This is a genomic window from Flavonifractor sp. AGMB03687 (assembly GCF_017811815.1).
Classification (GTDB): domain Bacteria; phylum Bacillota; class Clostridia; order Oscillospirales; family Oscillospiraceae; genus Flavonifractor.
In genome coordinates this window covers 578,902-593,840 of sequence record NZ_JADKZI010000001.1, presented here as the reverse complement: position 1 = coordinate 593,840, position 14,939 = coordinate 578,902, and the positions used below count along the sequence as shown (strand labels likewise).

14 protein-coding genes and 1 other RNA gene are annotated in these 14,939 nt (G+C 59.4%); 10 read left to right on the top strand and 5 right to left on the bottom strand.

Annotated elements, in window-relative coordinates; all coding sequences use genetic code 11:
• Positions 1–80: 80 nt before the first annotated feature.
• Positions 81–596, top strand: a complete 516-nt coding sequence (locus J9789_RS02840) for a DUF6512 family protein (protein ID WP_209342083.1) — start codon at positions 81–83, stop codon at positions 594–596.
• A 191-nt stretch (positions 597–787) separates the two neighbouring features.
• A complete protein-coding gene (locus tag J9789_RS02835; RefSeq protein ID WP_209342081.1) occupies positions 788–2,866 on the top strand; it encodes a 5'-nucleotidase C-terminal domain-containing protein in 2,079 nt (692 codons plus the stop codon).
• 65 nt (positions 2,867–2,931) lie between these two features.
• On the opposite strand, the gene J9789_RS02830 is transcribed toward J9789_RS02835, so the two are convergent.
• Positions 2,932–3,180, bottom strand: coding sequence for a TIGR03905 family TSCPD domain-containing protein (locus J9789_RS02830; protein ID WP_209342079.1), 249 nt, complete (start codon positions 3,178–3,180; stop codon positions 2,932–2,934).
• 138 nt (positions 3,181–3,318) lie between these two features.
• Between J9789_RS02830 and J9789_RS02825 the strand changes: the two genes are divergently transcribed.
• Complete coding sequence (locus J9789_RS02825; RefSeq protein WP_245185000.1) at positions 3,319–3,894, top strand: TetR-like C-terminal domain-containing protein; 576 nt, start codon at positions 3,319–3,321, stop codon at positions 3,892–3,894.
• 119 nt (positions 3,895–4,013) lie between these two features.
• On the top strand, positions 4,014–5,333 hold the full coding sequence (locus tag J9789_RS02820) for a cation:proton antiporter (protein ID WP_209342301.1): 1,320 nt from the start codon (positions 4,014–4,016) through the stop codon (positions 5,331–5,333).
• A 55-nt stretch (positions 5,334–5,388) separates the two neighbouring features.
• Here the strand turns inward: J9789_RS02820 and J9789_RS02815 are convergent, their stop codons facing one another.
• The 3 genes from J9789_RS02815 to J9789_RS02805 all read right to left on the bottom strand — a co-directional run bounded on the left by J9789_RS02815 (position 5,389) and on the right by J9789_RS02805 (position 10,192).
• The gene (locus J9789_RS02815; RefSeq protein ID WP_209342069.1) at positions 5,389–5,871 is read right to left on the bottom strand and encodes a DUF4358 domain-containing protein; all 483 of its coding nucleotides are present in this window, start codon (positions 5,869–5,871) and stop codon (positions 5,389–5,391) included.
• Positions 5,872–5,921: 50 nt separating this feature from the next.
• The gene (locus J9789_RS02810) at positions 5,922–7,223 is read right to left on the bottom strand and encodes an S-layer homology domain-containing protein (RefSeq protein ID WP_209342068.1); all 1,302 of its coding nucleotides are present in this window, start codon (positions 7,221–7,223) and stop codon (positions 5,922–5,924) included.
• Between the two features lie 347 nt (positions 7,224–7,570).
• Positions 7,571–10,192, bottom strand: a complete 2,622-nt coding sequence (locus J9789_RS02805; RefSeq protein ID WP_209342067.1) for a transglycosylase domain-containing protein — start codon at positions 10,190–10,192, stop codon at positions 7,571–7,573.
• Between the two features lie 230 nt (positions 10,193–10,422).
• Between J9789_RS02805 and J9789_RS02800 the strand changes: the two genes are divergently transcribed.
• From J9789_RS02800 to J9789_RS02775, 6 genes are all read left to right on the top strand, one after another.
• Entirely contained in the window at positions 10,423–10,743 is a 321-nt protein-coding gene (locus J9789_RS02800) for a DUF1292 domain-containing protein (protein WP_245184999.1), read from the top strand.
• A 4-nt stretch (positions 10,744–10,747) separates the two neighbouring features.
• A non-coding RNA gene (ssrS, locus tag J9789_RS02795) (6S RNA) lies at positions 10,748–10,950 on the top strand.
• Between the two features lie 181 nt (positions 10,951–11,131).
• On the top strand, positions 11,132–12,709 hold the full coding sequence (locus J9789_RS02790; protein WP_209342064.1) for a peptidylprolyl isomerase: 1,578 nt from the start codon (positions 11,132–11,134) through the stop codon (positions 12,707–12,709).
• A gap of 60 nt (positions 12,710–12,769) precedes the next feature.
• On the top strand, positions 12,770–13,489 hold the full coding sequence (locus tag J9789_RS02785; RefSeq protein ID WP_209342061.1) for a tRNA threonylcarbamoyladenosine dehydratase: 720 nt from the start codon (positions 12,770–12,772) through the stop codon (positions 13,487–13,489).
• 53 nt (positions 13,490–13,542) lie between these two features.
• Positions 13,543–13,911: a TSUP family transporter gene (locus tag J9789_RS02780; protein WP_209342059.1), complete on the top strand. Its 369-nt coding sequence runs from the start codon at positions 13,543–13,545 to the stop codon at positions 13,909–13,911.
• A complete protein-coding gene (locus J9789_RS02775) occupies positions 13,911–14,267 on the top strand; it encodes a TSUP family transporter (protein ID WP_245184998.1) in 357 nt (118 codons plus the stop codon). Before J9789_RS02780 ends, J9789_RS02775 begins: the two co-directional genes overlap by 1 nt.
• A 7-nt stretch (positions 14,268–14,274) precedes the next feature.
• Here J9789_RS02775 and ruvX read toward each other — a convergent pair whose 3' ends face one another.
• Positions 14,275–14,694: a Holliday junction resolvase RuvX gene (gene ruvX / locus J9789_RS02770; protein ID WP_209342057.1), complete on the bottom strand. Its 420-nt coding sequence runs from the start codon at positions 14,692–14,694 to the stop codon at positions 14,275–14,277.
• Between the last annotated feature and the right edge of the window lie 245 nt (positions 14,695–14,939).

Below are 14,939 nucleotides of genomic sequence, written 5' to 3'. Positions count from 1 at the left end.
TTTACCGCCGTCGCACCGGTGGTATTTTTTTCTTTCGACCGCATATCTTATCCATTAGAAAACGGAAGGGAGTGTCCGCCATGCCGCGCCTGAACAAGACCGAACTCATTCTTTTGGCCGTCGCTACCGTAGCCGGAGCCTGTCTGCATTTCCTCTACACCCTGCTCCCCTGCGTGGCCACCGCCCTGGTGGCTCCAGTACGAGAGAGCCTGTGGGAGCACGTGAAGCTGCTCTACTGGCCCGGCCTGCTGACCGGACTGGTGCTTCAGCGGAAGGGACCGGCCCTGCCGGGCCCCCGGGCCTTCTCCCTGCTGGCAGCCACGGCGGGTATGCTGGTTATCGGATATGTCTACCACATCTGTTTTCAGGGCGATTCCCTCTTTTTCGACATCGTCCTCTATGTGCTGATGATGGCCCTGCTTTTCCTGCTCCCCCACATGCTGCACGGGTCCTGCTGGCAGAAGCATCAGGAGCTGTGGATACTGCTGGTGCTGGTACTGGGCGTGGCCACCATGTTCTTCACCTTCCTCCCGCCCGGCGGGCTGCTTTTTGCCGACCTCTCCGGTACCCCAACCTGGGTGACGCTCCCCTGCTGACCCCCACTTTTTAGGGCTAAGCGTCAAATTTTAACAGAAGTTTTCTTGTCTTTTACACAGAATGCACAATATTTTCCCATCTTTCCCCTGCCTTCCTCTTGTATTTTTGTTTCCATTTTGTTACCATTAGGATATCCAGTGTGCATCCCTGCACCATCGGGAAACAATGGAAGGAAAGGTGGAATGTTTGAATGAAAAAACACACACGCAAAGTCCTGTCCCTGTTTCTGACCCTGTCCATGGCGGGCAGCCTCTGTGTCCCTGCCATGGCCGCCGACGAGACCTCCGCTGGAGGCTCTGAAAACGACGTTGTGGTACTCCACACCAATGATGTTCACGGAGCTATCGGAAGCTACGCCAAGGTCGCTGCACTAAAAGCCCAGTATGAGGCCGAAGGCGCCGAAGTGATCTTGGTGGATGCCGGCGACTTCATCCAGGGTGATCCCACCGTCAGCATCTCTGAGGGCTCCACAGCCGTCGAACTGATGAACATGGTGGGTTATGACCTGGCCGTTCCTGGCAACCATGAATTCGACTACGGCTATGAGAATCTCAAGACCCTCAGCGACAGCGCCGAATTTCCTATCCTCGCCGCCAATGTGACCAGCAACGGCAGCGCCGCTTTTGCTGATTCTTATGTGCTTGAGACGGACTCCAGCACCAAGGTGGGCTTTGTGGGCGTTACCACCCCTGAGACTTCCACCAAGGCACATCCCGCCAAGATCGCCGGCCTTACCTTTGATGCCGGGGATAAAATGTTCGCCGATGTGCAGGCCTCTGTAGATAAGCTGGAGGCTGACGGCTGTGATTACATCGTGTGCGTCGGCCACTTGGGCATTGATGAGGAGAGTACCGGCAACCGCTCCGTTGACCTGCTGGCTAAGGTGACCGGTATTGACGTTTTCATCGACGGCCACTCCCACTCCACTCAGGAAGATATCCTGACCGTCACCAACGGCACCGGTAAGGTGGGCGACACCGTTCTCACCTCTACCGGTACCAAGCTGGAGAATATTGGCGTGGTCACCCTGTCTGACGGCTCCGCCACTGTGGAATCTGTCAAGGTCGCCGATCTGACTGCAGAGGATCAGGCCATCGCTGCCCGCGCCGCTGAGATCACCGCGCAGGTGGAAGCGGACTACGGGACCGTCTTTGCCAAGACTGAGGTCCTCCTCAATGGTGACAAGGACCCCGGCAACCGTACCCAGGAGACCAACCTGGGCAATCTGATTACTGACGCCCTGATGTGGGGCGCCGCCCGCGAGGGTGAGGACATCGATGCCGCTATAACGAACGGCGGCGGTATCCGGGCCCCCATCCAGGCTGGCGACATAACCAAGAAGGATGTCAATACCGTCCTACCCTTCGGCAATACCCTGAGCATTGTGAAGGTTACCGGTGCCGAGCTGCTGGAGGCTCTGGAAGCCTCTACTTATTGCACGCCTGCCGCTGTGGGCGGCTTCCCCCAGGTCTCCGGTATCGTCTTTACCGTGGACACCACCAAGACCTATGACCAGGGCGAGGACTACCCCGGCTCTACTTACTATGCTCCTGCCTCCATCCAGCGCGTAACCATCCAGTCTGTGGGCGGAAAGCCCTTTGACCCCGATGCGGTGTACACCATTGCCACCAACGACTTTATGGCCGCAGGCGGTGACACCTACTATGCGTTCAAGACCGCTTCTGCCAATTATGATCTGGGTCTGCCTATGGACGAGGTCCTGATGGACTACATCACCGATGAGCTGGGCGGCGTGATCACTGCTGAAAAGTATGGTCAGCCGGACGGCCGCATCACCATCCTCAGCGCCACCGCTGAGAACACCACCCGCGGCGCTGTGTACCAGGCTCTGTATGAGCTGGCCGGCAAGCCCGCTGTTGCCGAGAAGGCCACCTTCACCGACGTGGAGGGCAAGACCTACGCGGACGCCGCCGCCTGGGCCGAGGACAACGGCCTGACCAACGGCAGCGGCAACGGCCTCTTTGAGGGCGACCGTGCCATCACCCGCGCCGAGCTGGCCACCGCGCTGGGCCGCTATGCGGAGCTCACCGGCGTCACCGTGGAAGAGGGCGGCATGTCCATGCGTGAGGCCTCCGACTACGACCAGATCCCCGCCTGGGCTCTGGAGGGCATGTCTTTCTGCTACTATGGCAAGCTGATGACCGCTGACAGCAACGGCGCGCTCAATCCCAACGGCGCTGTGCTGACCACCGATCTGGACCAGATCCTCACCGCCTTCGGCGCTCTGAACACCGCCAAGGCTGCCTGAGTATCACCCAATATGCAAATAAGGAGGGCGTGCATATGCACGCCCTCCTTATTTGTCGCCAAAACTCAGCCCTGCGCCTGCTGCTTCAGCGCCTGGGCCAGCTGGTCGGGGCAGGAAGTGGCCTTAAAACCGCAGCGGATGCCCTCCAGTCTGCGGATAGCCTCCTCCACCTGCATGCCCTCCACCAGACGGGAAATGCCCTGAAGGTTGCCGTTGCAGCCTCCCTGGACCTGCAGGGAACGGATCACGCCGTTCTCCACATCGATCAGCATGCGGTTGGAACAGACCCCTCTGGGCCGATAGTCGATGGTCATGGTACCTCTCTCCTTTGATGTTCCCATTTAACGGGGCAAATCATACCATACTTTCGACAGGATTGCAATTCTTTATACCCCTGTGGTATAATAAGCCCAGTTGTTTCGTCGCTTTTCTGAGGGAAGGAGGTGTGTCCATTGGCTCCCAGCACAAAGCTTGCCCTGGCTAATTCCCTCAAACATCTGCTCCAGAAAAAGTTTCTGGACGACATCACGGTAAAGGAGATCGTGGAGGACTGCGAAGTCAATCGGCAGACCTTCTACTACCACTTCCAGGATATTTATGACCTGCTCCACTGGTTTCTGGAGCATGAGACCGCCGAGGCTCTGCAGGATGCTACCTCCTGGCAGAGCGCGCTGATGGACGTCTTCCAGTACATCCAGAGCAACCATGCTCTGATTTACCACATCTACCGCTCCAGTGGCCGCGAACACCTGGACTGCCAGCTGTTCACCATGTCCCGCGCCCTTACCTCCCGGCTTCTGGAGAAGGCCTCCGACGGGGTGGAGCTGTCAGAGCGGGACCAGGAATTCCTGGTTGATTTCTATATGTACGCCCTGGCCGGCACCATGCTGGCCTGGATGGCGGACGATATGAAAGAAGAACCCGCTGAACTGGCCGCCCGCATCACCTTTTTGCTGGAGGAAGAATTCCAGCGGGTCGCCCAGCGTTTTTCTTCCTTTTCCAATCACGAAACAGAAACTCCCCGGTAACGTCCCCATGGACGTCATACCGGGGAGTTTTGTTGTCATATTTTTTGTTTGTATCCTCATAATTTCTATCCAGATTGACGATTGACTTATTTACCAAATTCTCATACTATTTATAGTGCATTTTCACAACTCCAGAGAGAGGAGCGGTCTATACGGATTACCATTTCTTATTTGAGATCGCGGTCATTCTGCTCAGCACCAAGGTCCTGGGCATTGTGACCAAGCGGTTTGCCCTGCCCCAGGTGGTAGGCGCACTGCTGGCCGGTCTGCTGCTTGGCCCCGCTATGCTGGGCGTACTGCAGGAGACCACCCTGATGGACCAGCTGGCGGAGCTGGGCGTCATCGTGCTGATGTTCAACGCCGGTCTGGAGACCGACCTGGGCGAGCTGAAGAAGGCTGGCAAGTCCGCCTTCATCATCGCCCTCATCGGCGTGCTGGTCCCCCTGGCCGGCGGCTTTGTGCTGGCCTCCCTGTTTAACCAGGGGAGCGACGCCTTCCTGCAGAACGTCTTCATCGGCGTGATCCTCACTGCCACTTCGGTGAGCATCACCGTGGAGACCCTGAAGGAGATCAGCAAGCTGTCCACCCGTTCGGGCAACGCCATCCTGGGCGCCGCCATCATCGACGACGTGCTGGGCATCGTAGCCCTCACCATCATCACCAGCCTGTCTGGCACCGGTGCCAACGTGCTGCTGGTCCTGCTGAAGATCGTGGCCTTCTTCGCCATCAGCGTGGTGGTGTGGATCGTCATGCACCGGCTGGTGGAGTGGTGGTTCAAGCGGTATGACCGGGACAAGCGCCGCTTTGTAGTCATCTCCTTCGCCTTCTGCCTGCTGTACGCCTATCTGGCTGAGGAGCTGTTCGGTGTGGCCGACATCACCGGCGCCTACATCGCCGGACTGATCTTCGCCAAGACTCCCCGGGTCACCTATCTGCAGGATCGGTTCGACACCCTGTCCTACACCCTGCTCTCCCCCATCTTCTTCGCCAGCATTGGCCTGAAGGTGGTGCTGCCCCAGATGAGCGGGACTATCATTCTCTTCTCCGTCCTGCTGATCCTGTGGTCGGTGGCTTCCAAGATCCTGGGCTGCGGCCTGGGCTCCAAGCTGTGCGGCTACTCCAACCAGGATGCCCTGCGCATCGGCGTGGGTATGATCTCCCGCGGCGAGGTTGCCCTGATCGTAGCCAACAACGGCATTGCCGCCGGACTGATGAAGGATGAGTTCTTCGGTCCCGTGGTGCTGATGGTCATTGCCACCACCATCCTGACCCCCATCCTGCTGAAGGTAGTCTATCACGGCAAAGAGAAGGACTACAGCGACCTGCAGGAGAGCGAGCTGGTCAACCGTTACGAAGATGCCGCCGCCTTCGATCTGGCCACCCAGGCCCTGTTGGAGGACCACGAGCGCCTGCGCGACAGCGCCCACCAGAAAAAATAACAAAACAAAAGAGGGCTCCGCTGCATATGCAGCGGAGCCCTCTTTTGTTTTCTAATCAGCCGTTGAGGTAGCCATTGTACATCTCCACCAGGGCCTCCTGCTCCGGGGAGATGATGAGGCGCACATACACGCCGTCCCGCTTGACCTCGCTCTTCTCCACGATCTCGTACTGATCGGGCAGATAGCCGTTGAGCTCATTGCGCCGGGCGTCCAGGCGGTTCTGGAGCTTGGTCTCCACTTCCTTGGCGCTGTCCTCGTCCTTAGCCTTCACCAGCACGATCTCATTGGCGGTGATGCCGTCGGCAGCCAGGTCGGCGGCAAAGGCCTCCATATCCTCCGCCGGGATGCCGTAGAAGTTGAGCATGTCGCTCTCGCCCAGCTCCATGCCGTTCTCAATGGGATACTTGGCCAGCATATCCGCCATGACCGCCTTGACGTCCAGGTCGGCAGCCGCCTGCTTGCCGCCGCAGGCGGCGGCGCCCAGCATCATCAGTGCGGCCAGAGACAGCAGCATCACGCTGCGCACTACCTTTTTCATTTTTATCACCTTTCTTCGCGGCACCAGCCGCGCGTTATCTTTTGTGGGGCTCAGCCCGCCTGGCGGGTAGCCGCGTCCTGCTTCAGATAGTCCACCCAGATGCGGCAGGCCTCGTCGGTGAAGTGCATGCCCATGCCGGAGGCGTCGCTGCAGTAGGCGTCGGGCAGATAGCCCTCACTGTCGGTCAGCACCGAGGCGATGTCCACGTAGTAGTAACCGTTGCGCTGGCACATCTCCTGCAGCTTCTCATTGTACAGGCGCAGGTTGGCGTTGTTGAGCACCTTTTTCTCGTTGCCCTTGTGGATGGGAGTGGCCGACTGGACAAAGATCTGCAGGTCGGGGTTCTTCTCCTTGATCAGGGCCAGCAGGGTCTCCATATTCTTGGCGGAATCATCCACCCCGTACAGGCCCACATCGTTCATGCCCAGCAGGATATACATCTTCTTGGCGCCGCAGGCCTGAACGGAGTCCTCCAGCCGCATCTTGGTACCCTGGTAGAGAGGATGGACCGACTTGTCGCTGACTTCCCACAGGGCATTGCCGCTGCCCAGGCTGCCAGCGGTGAGGAATTGAGCCTTGCCCAGGTAATCCGGGTCACTCTGCCGGGTCTTGGTCACATAGCCGGTGAGCTTCAGGGAAACCGAGTCGCCCACGAAGACCGCATCGTCAAACCAGGACCACTCGTCCTGCGGCACGGTGCCGGTGGGCACCGAGGGGCTCTCGCCGCCCTCGATCTTCCCCGCCAGGTCCAGCGTCTTGTAGAGCATGGCGGCCGTCTCGCTGCGGGTCACCGGTCCCGTGGGGGAGAGCTGACCGTCGCTGGTACCGCTGATGATACCGCGTGCATACAGATCGCCCACGGCATCCAGGGCCCAGCTGCTTACCTGATCCACATCCGAAAAGTCAGCCAGTCCGCCGGACTGCCCCTCCCGCTGCTCCACGCCGAAAGCAGGCAGCGCCCGCCACAGGAACGCACACGCCTCTTCCCGCGTCAGATAGGCGGCGGGAGAGAATTGATCGCCGGCCATATCCTGACAGATCCCCTGCTGTGTGGCCCAGGCCAGGGCCTCATAACAGGCATCTTCCGTCGTTACGTCGGAAAACGTAACGGAACCGCCGGCAGGGCTGCCCGCAGCCCGCCACAGGCTGATGATAAAATCGCCCCGGTTGATCTGGACCTCGCCCAGGAAATTGCCTGTCTTAGTGGTATACATGACATCATGCTCCACGATATAGGAAACATAGGGATATGCCCAGTTATCCTGCGGCACGTCCTTGAGATCGGTTCCCGCCGTGCCGCTCGTCATCAAAGCCCCTGCAAGTAAAAATGCAACGACCTGTTGGATCAGCATAATCGTCCCTCCTGCTGTGATTTGGCTTCAGTGTATCAGATTTTTCCGCTTCCGTCCAGTGGTGAAACCGGCCTCTCATCGCAATTTCGGACAGCCTCCGCCGCCCTCTCTCCGCGCTCATCCTGTTTTTGCATCCTTCGACCGGTTTTCGCCTCTTCCGCCGACCAGTTTTGTGGTTGAGCAGCTGCTTTTCCCCCGCAAAACACCTGTCTGAGGCACTCGTTTTCGTCCCTTCTGGCTCTCCTTACGTTTTTCTGATATTTCTCTTTTGAAATCTTTATGCCCCAAACAGAAACAAGCGGGCGCCCTGAGGCGCCCGCTTGTCTGCGGTTTTTGATGGTTTCCCACTAGGGGGTACTGCTCTCCGTTGGCGCTGGGGTGGGAGAGGGGGTTCCGCCCGGCTCGCTGGTCTCATTGGGGTCAGGCGTGGGCAACGTCTCCGGGGGCACCGTGGGATAGGTGGACGGATCCTCCGGGTTGAAGCCGGGCCACTGCTCCTGAGTCGGCCAGGTGGACTGATCCTCCAGCCGGAAGGTGGAGGGATCGTACGGCTCAGGCTGCTGGGGCGTCTCGGTGGTGTGGACCGTACAGGTACCCTGAGACTCCAGATAGGCCTTGGTGTACTGGGTGTCGGCACTGTCGGTGGTCAGCACGCCGATGGACTTTACCGTAGTTTCGTCACCCTCTCTGGGACAGTACTCACCGGCCAGGTGATACAGACCCGCAATGGGGTTGCCGTTGGCATCCAGGATGGGCGAATCGGTACACACATCCACCAGCACGTGGGCGCTGCACTTCTCCGCCGGCACGTCGTCGGAGAAGAGGTACATCTGCACCACGCGGTCCCCTCTGGGATCGCTGTAGCAGGCCTCGCTGGCCCGCAGGCCGCTGTCCATACAGATATCCACGCTGGTCAGGCCGCTGGCGTCGCTGAAGCCCTTATTGGACAGGCCCTGGTGGACCTGGCTCATGACCTTCTGCCACATAACGGCGGCAGGGTTGTTGCTGGCGTAGATGCGCTCGGGGCTCTTATAGCCCACCCAGACGGCCGCGGTGTAGTAGGGAGTATAGCCCACGAACCAACGGTCGTTGTTGGCGGAAGTAGAACCGGTCTTACCGGCTACCGTCATGCCGGAGATACGGGCGGCGGTACCGGTACCGTTGCTCACCACGTTCTTAAGCATCTGATTCATATAATAGGTGGTCTTGGTGGAGAGGACCACTTCGCCCTCAATCTCGGTGTTGTCCAGCAGCACCGTCTCCACCCCGTCCACCTCCTGGGTGACCTTGGTGTAGGTGCGGGGCTCGATATACACGCCGTCCCGGGGGAAGACCGAGTAGGTGGCGGCCATGTCCATAACGCTGACGCCGTGGGTCAGACCGCCCAGGGCCAGCTGGCTGGAACCGTAGTCGTTCTTGACCTCGCCGTTGCTGAGGTAGGACTCCTCCAGGTCGATGTGGAACTTCTCCTCCACAAAGTCAAAGGAGGTCTCGGCACCCATCTGCTCCAGGACACGCACGGCCACAGGGTTGGAGGACACCTCCACAGCGGTGTTCACCGTGATGTTGCCCCGGTAGGTCTGGGGATTGTTCAGAGGCCAGTTCTTTCCGTTGAGCACCCGTACCGGCTCATCGGCATAGACCGAAGCAGGGGTAATGAGTCCCAGCTCCATGGCCGGCGCGTACACCGACAGGGGCTTGATGGAAGAACCGGGCTGACGCACCGTACCGCTGGCCATGTTGAGCACACGGTTGGCCGTCTTTTCGCCCAGCGCGCCCGCCAGGCCAACCACATTGCCCTGGGGGTCGACGATGACGATGGAGGACTGGATATCCTGGCCCTTCTTGGAGGTCAGCTGGAGATTGCTCTGGTCGTAATACACCGACTCCACAATGGACTGGATGCGGGTATCCACGCAGGCATAGATCTTCAGGCCGCCGGAGTACACCATGTTCTCGGCCAGGGTCTCGGAGTAGCCGCACTCGGTCACCAGGTCGTTGATGACGTCGGTGATGACCTGCTCGTCGTACCAGCTGTAGATGGTGGAGGGCTTGCTCTCATCCTCGCTGCGGGTGAAGACCAGCTCCTCCGCCACAGCCTGGTCGTACTCCTCCTGGGTGATCATCCCCAGGTCCAGCATCTTCCACAGCACCAGCTCCTGGCGCTGCTTGTTGCGCTCACGGCCGGTGGTGACCTCACCGGTCTCCTCGTTGGTGATGCGCACGGTGGAGTTGGGGCCGTACAGGGTGGGGTTGTTGGTGATGCTGATGAGGCTGGCACACTCGGCCAGGCTCAGCTCAGACACGTCCTTGCCGAAGTAGTTCTCGGCGGCAGTGGCCACACCGTAGCAGTTGTCGCCCAGATAGATGAGATTCAGGTACCACTCCATGATCTGGTCCTTGGAGTAGGTAGCGTCAAAGTCAAGTGCGGTAAAGATCTCCAGGATCTTACGCTTGACGGTGACGTCGTCATACTGGGTGGCGTTTTTAATGAGCTGCTGGGTGATGGTGGAACCGCCCTGGATGTCCTTTCCGGTAAACATCAGCAGCACACCGTTGAGGGTACGCTTCCAGTCCACGCCGTTGTGCTTGAGGAAGCGCTCGTCCTCAATGGCGATGGTGGCGTTGACCAGATTTTCGGGAATCTGGTCGTAGGTGACCTTCTTCCGGTTCTCCGAGCCGTGGAGGGCAAGATGTTCCACGTATTCCCCGGTGTCGGGGTCCATATAATAGATGGTGCTGGTCAGGTTCATATCAAAGTTGGCGTCCAGATGGGCCTGGGGCAGGATCACCGTTTTGATATACACCATGGCAAAGCAGGCCAGGATGACTCCCGTGATCAGCATGACCAGCAGGAGGGTACCCAGTACCTTGCCCACAATCCCCAGCGCATGGGCGGCCGGGGAGGACTGCTTGCGGCTCCGGCTGCGCCGGGGCTGCGGATGATTTTCATTGGATCTTGACGGCAAAAATGACACCTCCGTATCGGGTGAAACGAGCCTTTTGTTCCTTTTTTCGCGAAATATTGTTGACAGAGAACCGATGTTATTATATCACGTTCTCCCCTGTTGTCCACCCTCTTTCCTTCCTTTTCAGGAACCTTTTGGAACTTTCCGAAAATTTGCCCCATCCTGCTCTTGCATTTTGGCCCGCTACAGGCTACAATAGAGACGAACAAAAGGAAGGTATGGTGCCCGATATGAGCGAAGAATTTGGCCCTGATTTCATCACCGTCACCGATGAGGACGGCAATGAGTTTGAGCTGGAGCATGTAGATACCCTTGATTACAACGGCCAGACCTATATGGCTTTCTTCCCCGCCATTCAGGGGGAGGAGCAGGGCGACACGGTAGAAGAAGTGGATCTGGACGATGAGGAAAACGGCCTGATCATTCTGAAAGTCGTCCAGGTGGACGGCGAGGAACAGCTCTCTACCCTGGACAGCGACGAGGAGCTGGAGCTGGTGTATCAGCAGTTTATGGAGGCACTTTTCGCCGACGAGGACGAGGAGCACTCCTGAACCCGGATTCCTGCGCGGTGCGTGACGGGTTTTATTTAAACCCACATTTCTTAAACGGGATGCCCCCCTCATGATGCGGACTGCAGGCCTCCCGGCGCCCCTTTGAGGGACGGCTGGAAGTTGGAAGCAACGAAACATCATGGAGGCAACCCACCTGCCACTTCGTGCAGGTTTTAAATGGATCCGCACGGCCAGCGCGGGGCCCCCACGAAACATTTGTTTCGTGGGGTTTTCTTATGCCTTAAAATTCTGAACAAAGTGTAAAACCGCTTTTTAGGCTTGAAAGCCTGTCAAATTTCCTGTATAATACAGGCTTGTCTATACAGATGTGGATGTACAGCCATCCCTGCCCGTGGCAGGAACATTGACGAGAGGACTGAAGCAACAAATGAGCGCATCCAGAGAAAAGAAGCAGCGCCGGGGCGATACCGAGCGGCCCTTGACGCAGAAAGAGCGTGCCGAGCTGAAAGAGCAGAAGGCCGCCAAGCAGAAGACGGTACTCTATGCCGCCATCGGCGTGATCGTCGCCATCCTGGTGGTGGTTCTCCTGGTGTGGGACTCCGGTATCTTCCAGCGTTCTCAGACCGCCCTGACCATTGCCGGACGCGAGTATAACGTATCCGATGTGGAATACTACTACCGTGCCGCCCTCAATCAGGAATATGCCATGAGCATGTACGGTATGTCCAGCTTTGACTCCAGTGTGGACCCCGCTGAGCAGTACCGTGACGAGGCTCAGACCCAGACCTACCATGACTACTTCCTGGAGCAGGCTACCACTCAGCTGAAGACGGCTGCCGCCCTGGAGAATGCCGCTGCCGAGGAGGGCTATACCCTCAGCGACGAGGGCAAGGCCGCTGTGGACGAGCAGATGAACAGCGTCGCTTCCCAGACCAATTTCAGCAACCTGGACGGCTATCTGCGTGCTGTCTACGGCAAGAACATGACCAAGAGCGCCTACCGCACCTGCCTGGAGCGGGCCCAGCTGATCCAGGAGTATGAGCAGCACTACTCCGACAACCTGAACATCACCGATGAGGATCTGAACACCTATTACACCGAAAATAAGGATTCTCTGGACACCTATGAGTACTACTACGCTCTGATCGACGGCACCGCCGAGTCCACCACCGACGCCGAGGGCAACACCGTGGAGCCCACCGACGAGGAGACCGAGGCCGCTATGGCCGCTGCCAAGGAGAAGGCTGACGAGTTCGCCGCCGCCCTCAATGCTGCCGACAACAAGGGCAGCGCCTTCCTAGCTCAGGTGGCCGGCTATGTGGACACCGATGACCAGAGCACTTACGGCACCCTGAACACCACCAAGGGTTCCAGCCTGTCCAGCACCTACGGCGACTGGCTGAAGGACAGCACCCGCAAGAGCGGTGATGTGACTGTCATCGAGGCCTCCAACGGCTACTATGTGGTGGTCTTCCAGGATCGCTACCTGGACGAGACCGCTTCCGTGGACATCCGCCACATTCTGATCACCGCTGAGCTGGATCAGGAGGACGACGTGACCACTTCCGACGTGGACGAGTCCACCGTTCCCTCCCAGGCTTCTCTGGACGCCGCCAAGGCCAAGGCTGAGGAGCTGCTGGCCCAGTGGGAGGCTGGCGACAAGACCGCCGAGTCCTTCGGTGAGCTGGCCAGCGCCAATTCCGCCGACACCGGCTCCAACACCAACGGCGGCCTGTACGAGCAGGTTCTGCCCGGCACCATGTTTGACGCCTTCAACGACTGGATCTTTGACGAGAGCCGTCAGCCCGGCGACACCGGTCTGGTGGAGAACACTCAGTCCGGTCAGCAGGGTTGGCACGTGATCTACTTCCAGGGCAAGGACGAGCTGGCCTGGAAGGTGGAGACCACCAGCACCCTGAAGAGCAACCGCACCAACGAGTGGATCGAGGGCCTGACTGCCGATCTGGAAGTCACCCAGGGCTCCGGTCTGTCCTACGTGGGCTAACCGAACAACGAAAGGCGGATGGCGCCAGACGCCATCCGCCTTTTTTCTCCAGGAGGCATTATGGACGAGAAATTTTTACGCACGGAAATGCTGCTGGGCGATGAAGCCATGGAAAAGCTGGCCGCTGCCCACGTTGCGGTCTTCGGTCTGGGCGGCGTGGGCAGCTGGTGCGCCGAGGCCCTGGCCCGCTCCGGGGTGGGGGCCCTCACCCTTATCGACCACGACGAGGTAGGGCTCACCAACCTGAACCGCCAGGTGGAGGCCACCCTCTCCACCCTGGGCGTCCCCAAGGCCCAGGCCATGGCGGACCGCATCGCCGATATCAATCCCCAGTGCCGCACCACGGTGCGGGTGGAGAAGTACGAGGCCGCCAACCGGGAGTCCTTCTTTTCCACATCCTATGACTATATTGTGGATTGCATCGACCTGGTCTCCTGCAAACTGGATCTGATCGAGACCGCCATTACCCGAAACATCCCCATTCTCTCCGCCCTTGGGACGGGAAATAAGCTGGACCCCTCCCTGTTCCGAATCGGGGACATCTCCAAAACCGAGGGCTGTCCGCTGGCCCGGGTGGTCCGCAAGGAGCTGCGTGCCCGGGGCATTGCCCACCACCGGGTGCTGTGGTCCCCGGAGGAGCCCAAGGCCGCCATTCAGCACGAGGCCCCGCCTCCCGGCCGCCGCTCCGTTCCCGGCAGCGTGGCCTGGGTACCGCCGGTGGCAGGCCTGATGATGGCCGGTGATGTGGTGCTCACCCTGGCCGGTCTGAAAACCGTATAATGGTATAAAAACATCCCTCCGCTGACATACTACCGTCAACGGAGGGATGCTTTTTGGAGAGAACGCAAGGGAGCTGGCTCCGCCCCGCTCTGGCGGGAGCGGCGGCGGGACTGGTCAACGGCTTTTTCGGCGGGGGCGGTGGCATGGTGCTGGTCCCCCTGCTGGCCGGGTGGTGCGGACTGGGCCAGCGGAAGGCCTTTGCCAGCTCGGTGGCCATCATCCTGCCCCTGTGTATTCTGTCCGCCGCCATCTACCTCTTCCGGGGCGGCGTGGACTTTTCCGCCGCCCTCCCCTACCTAGTGGGGGGACTGATTGGCGGACTTTTGGGCGGCAAGCTCTTTCAGCATATAAATATGGTGTGGCTTCGCCGGCTCTTTGCCCTGCTGCTGCTCTACGGCGGGGTGAAGGCCCTGTTCTTCTGATGGGCTGGCTGCTGGCTGTACTGGCCGGGGCCGCCACCGGCATCCTGTCCGGCTTCGGGGTGGGCGGAGGCACCCTGCTGCTCATCTATCTGACCGCCATAGCCGGAATGGCCCAACCGCAGGCCCAGGGCATCAACCTGCTCTACTTTCTGCCCTCTGCCGCCGCTGCCCTGCCCGCCCACATCAAGCATGGCTATGTGGAAAAATCCGTGCTGCTCCCCGCCATACTCGCCGGACTGGCCTGCGCCGCCCTGGCCGCCTGGGCCGCCACCGGGCTGGACACCGGCCTGCTGCGGCGGTGCTTTGGGGGCTTTCTTTTAATAGTGGGTCTGCGGGAGCTGTTCCGCAAAGGGTAGGTAGTTCTTAGCCTCTGGCCCGCTTGAAGGTGAGGTAGCCCTCCAGAATCAGAGTCGCCGCCACGGCATCCACGGTCTTTCTGTGATTCTTCATCTTCTTGCCCGAGGCGTGGAGGATGTTGTGGGCCTCCACGGTGGTGCGCCGCTCATCCCACAGCACTGGCTTTAACCCGCAGACTTCCTCCACCTGGGCGGCAAAGGCCTTGTACAGCTCCGCCCGGGGGCCCTCGGTGCCGTCCATATTGCGGGGAAAGCCCATCACCAGCTCGTCCACCTGATGGTCCTTCACCAGCCGGGCCAGCTCCTCCGCCACCACGTCCGCCTTGCGGCTGTGGATGACGGTGGTGTAACCGGCCAGCAGGCCGGTGGGATCGGAAATGGCAACGCCGGTGCGGGCGTCGCCGTAGTCAATGGCCATAATACGCAAGATCACCACTCCTTTTTCTGCTTTCTACACTATACAAAAGGATTGGAGAAAAAACAAGTGGAAACTGCTTGACTTCTGTCTCAGGCTGTGGTATAGTTCACTTACCTATGAAAAAGGGCTCTTTTTTTGTGCGCATTTTTACGGTGTGATGACGCATGAAACCCTTCCCTCCGCGTGAGACATAGGGAGGCAAATGTGCCGAATCCGCACCGTGACGTTCCATCCGGCGGTATTTTGCTGCCGGT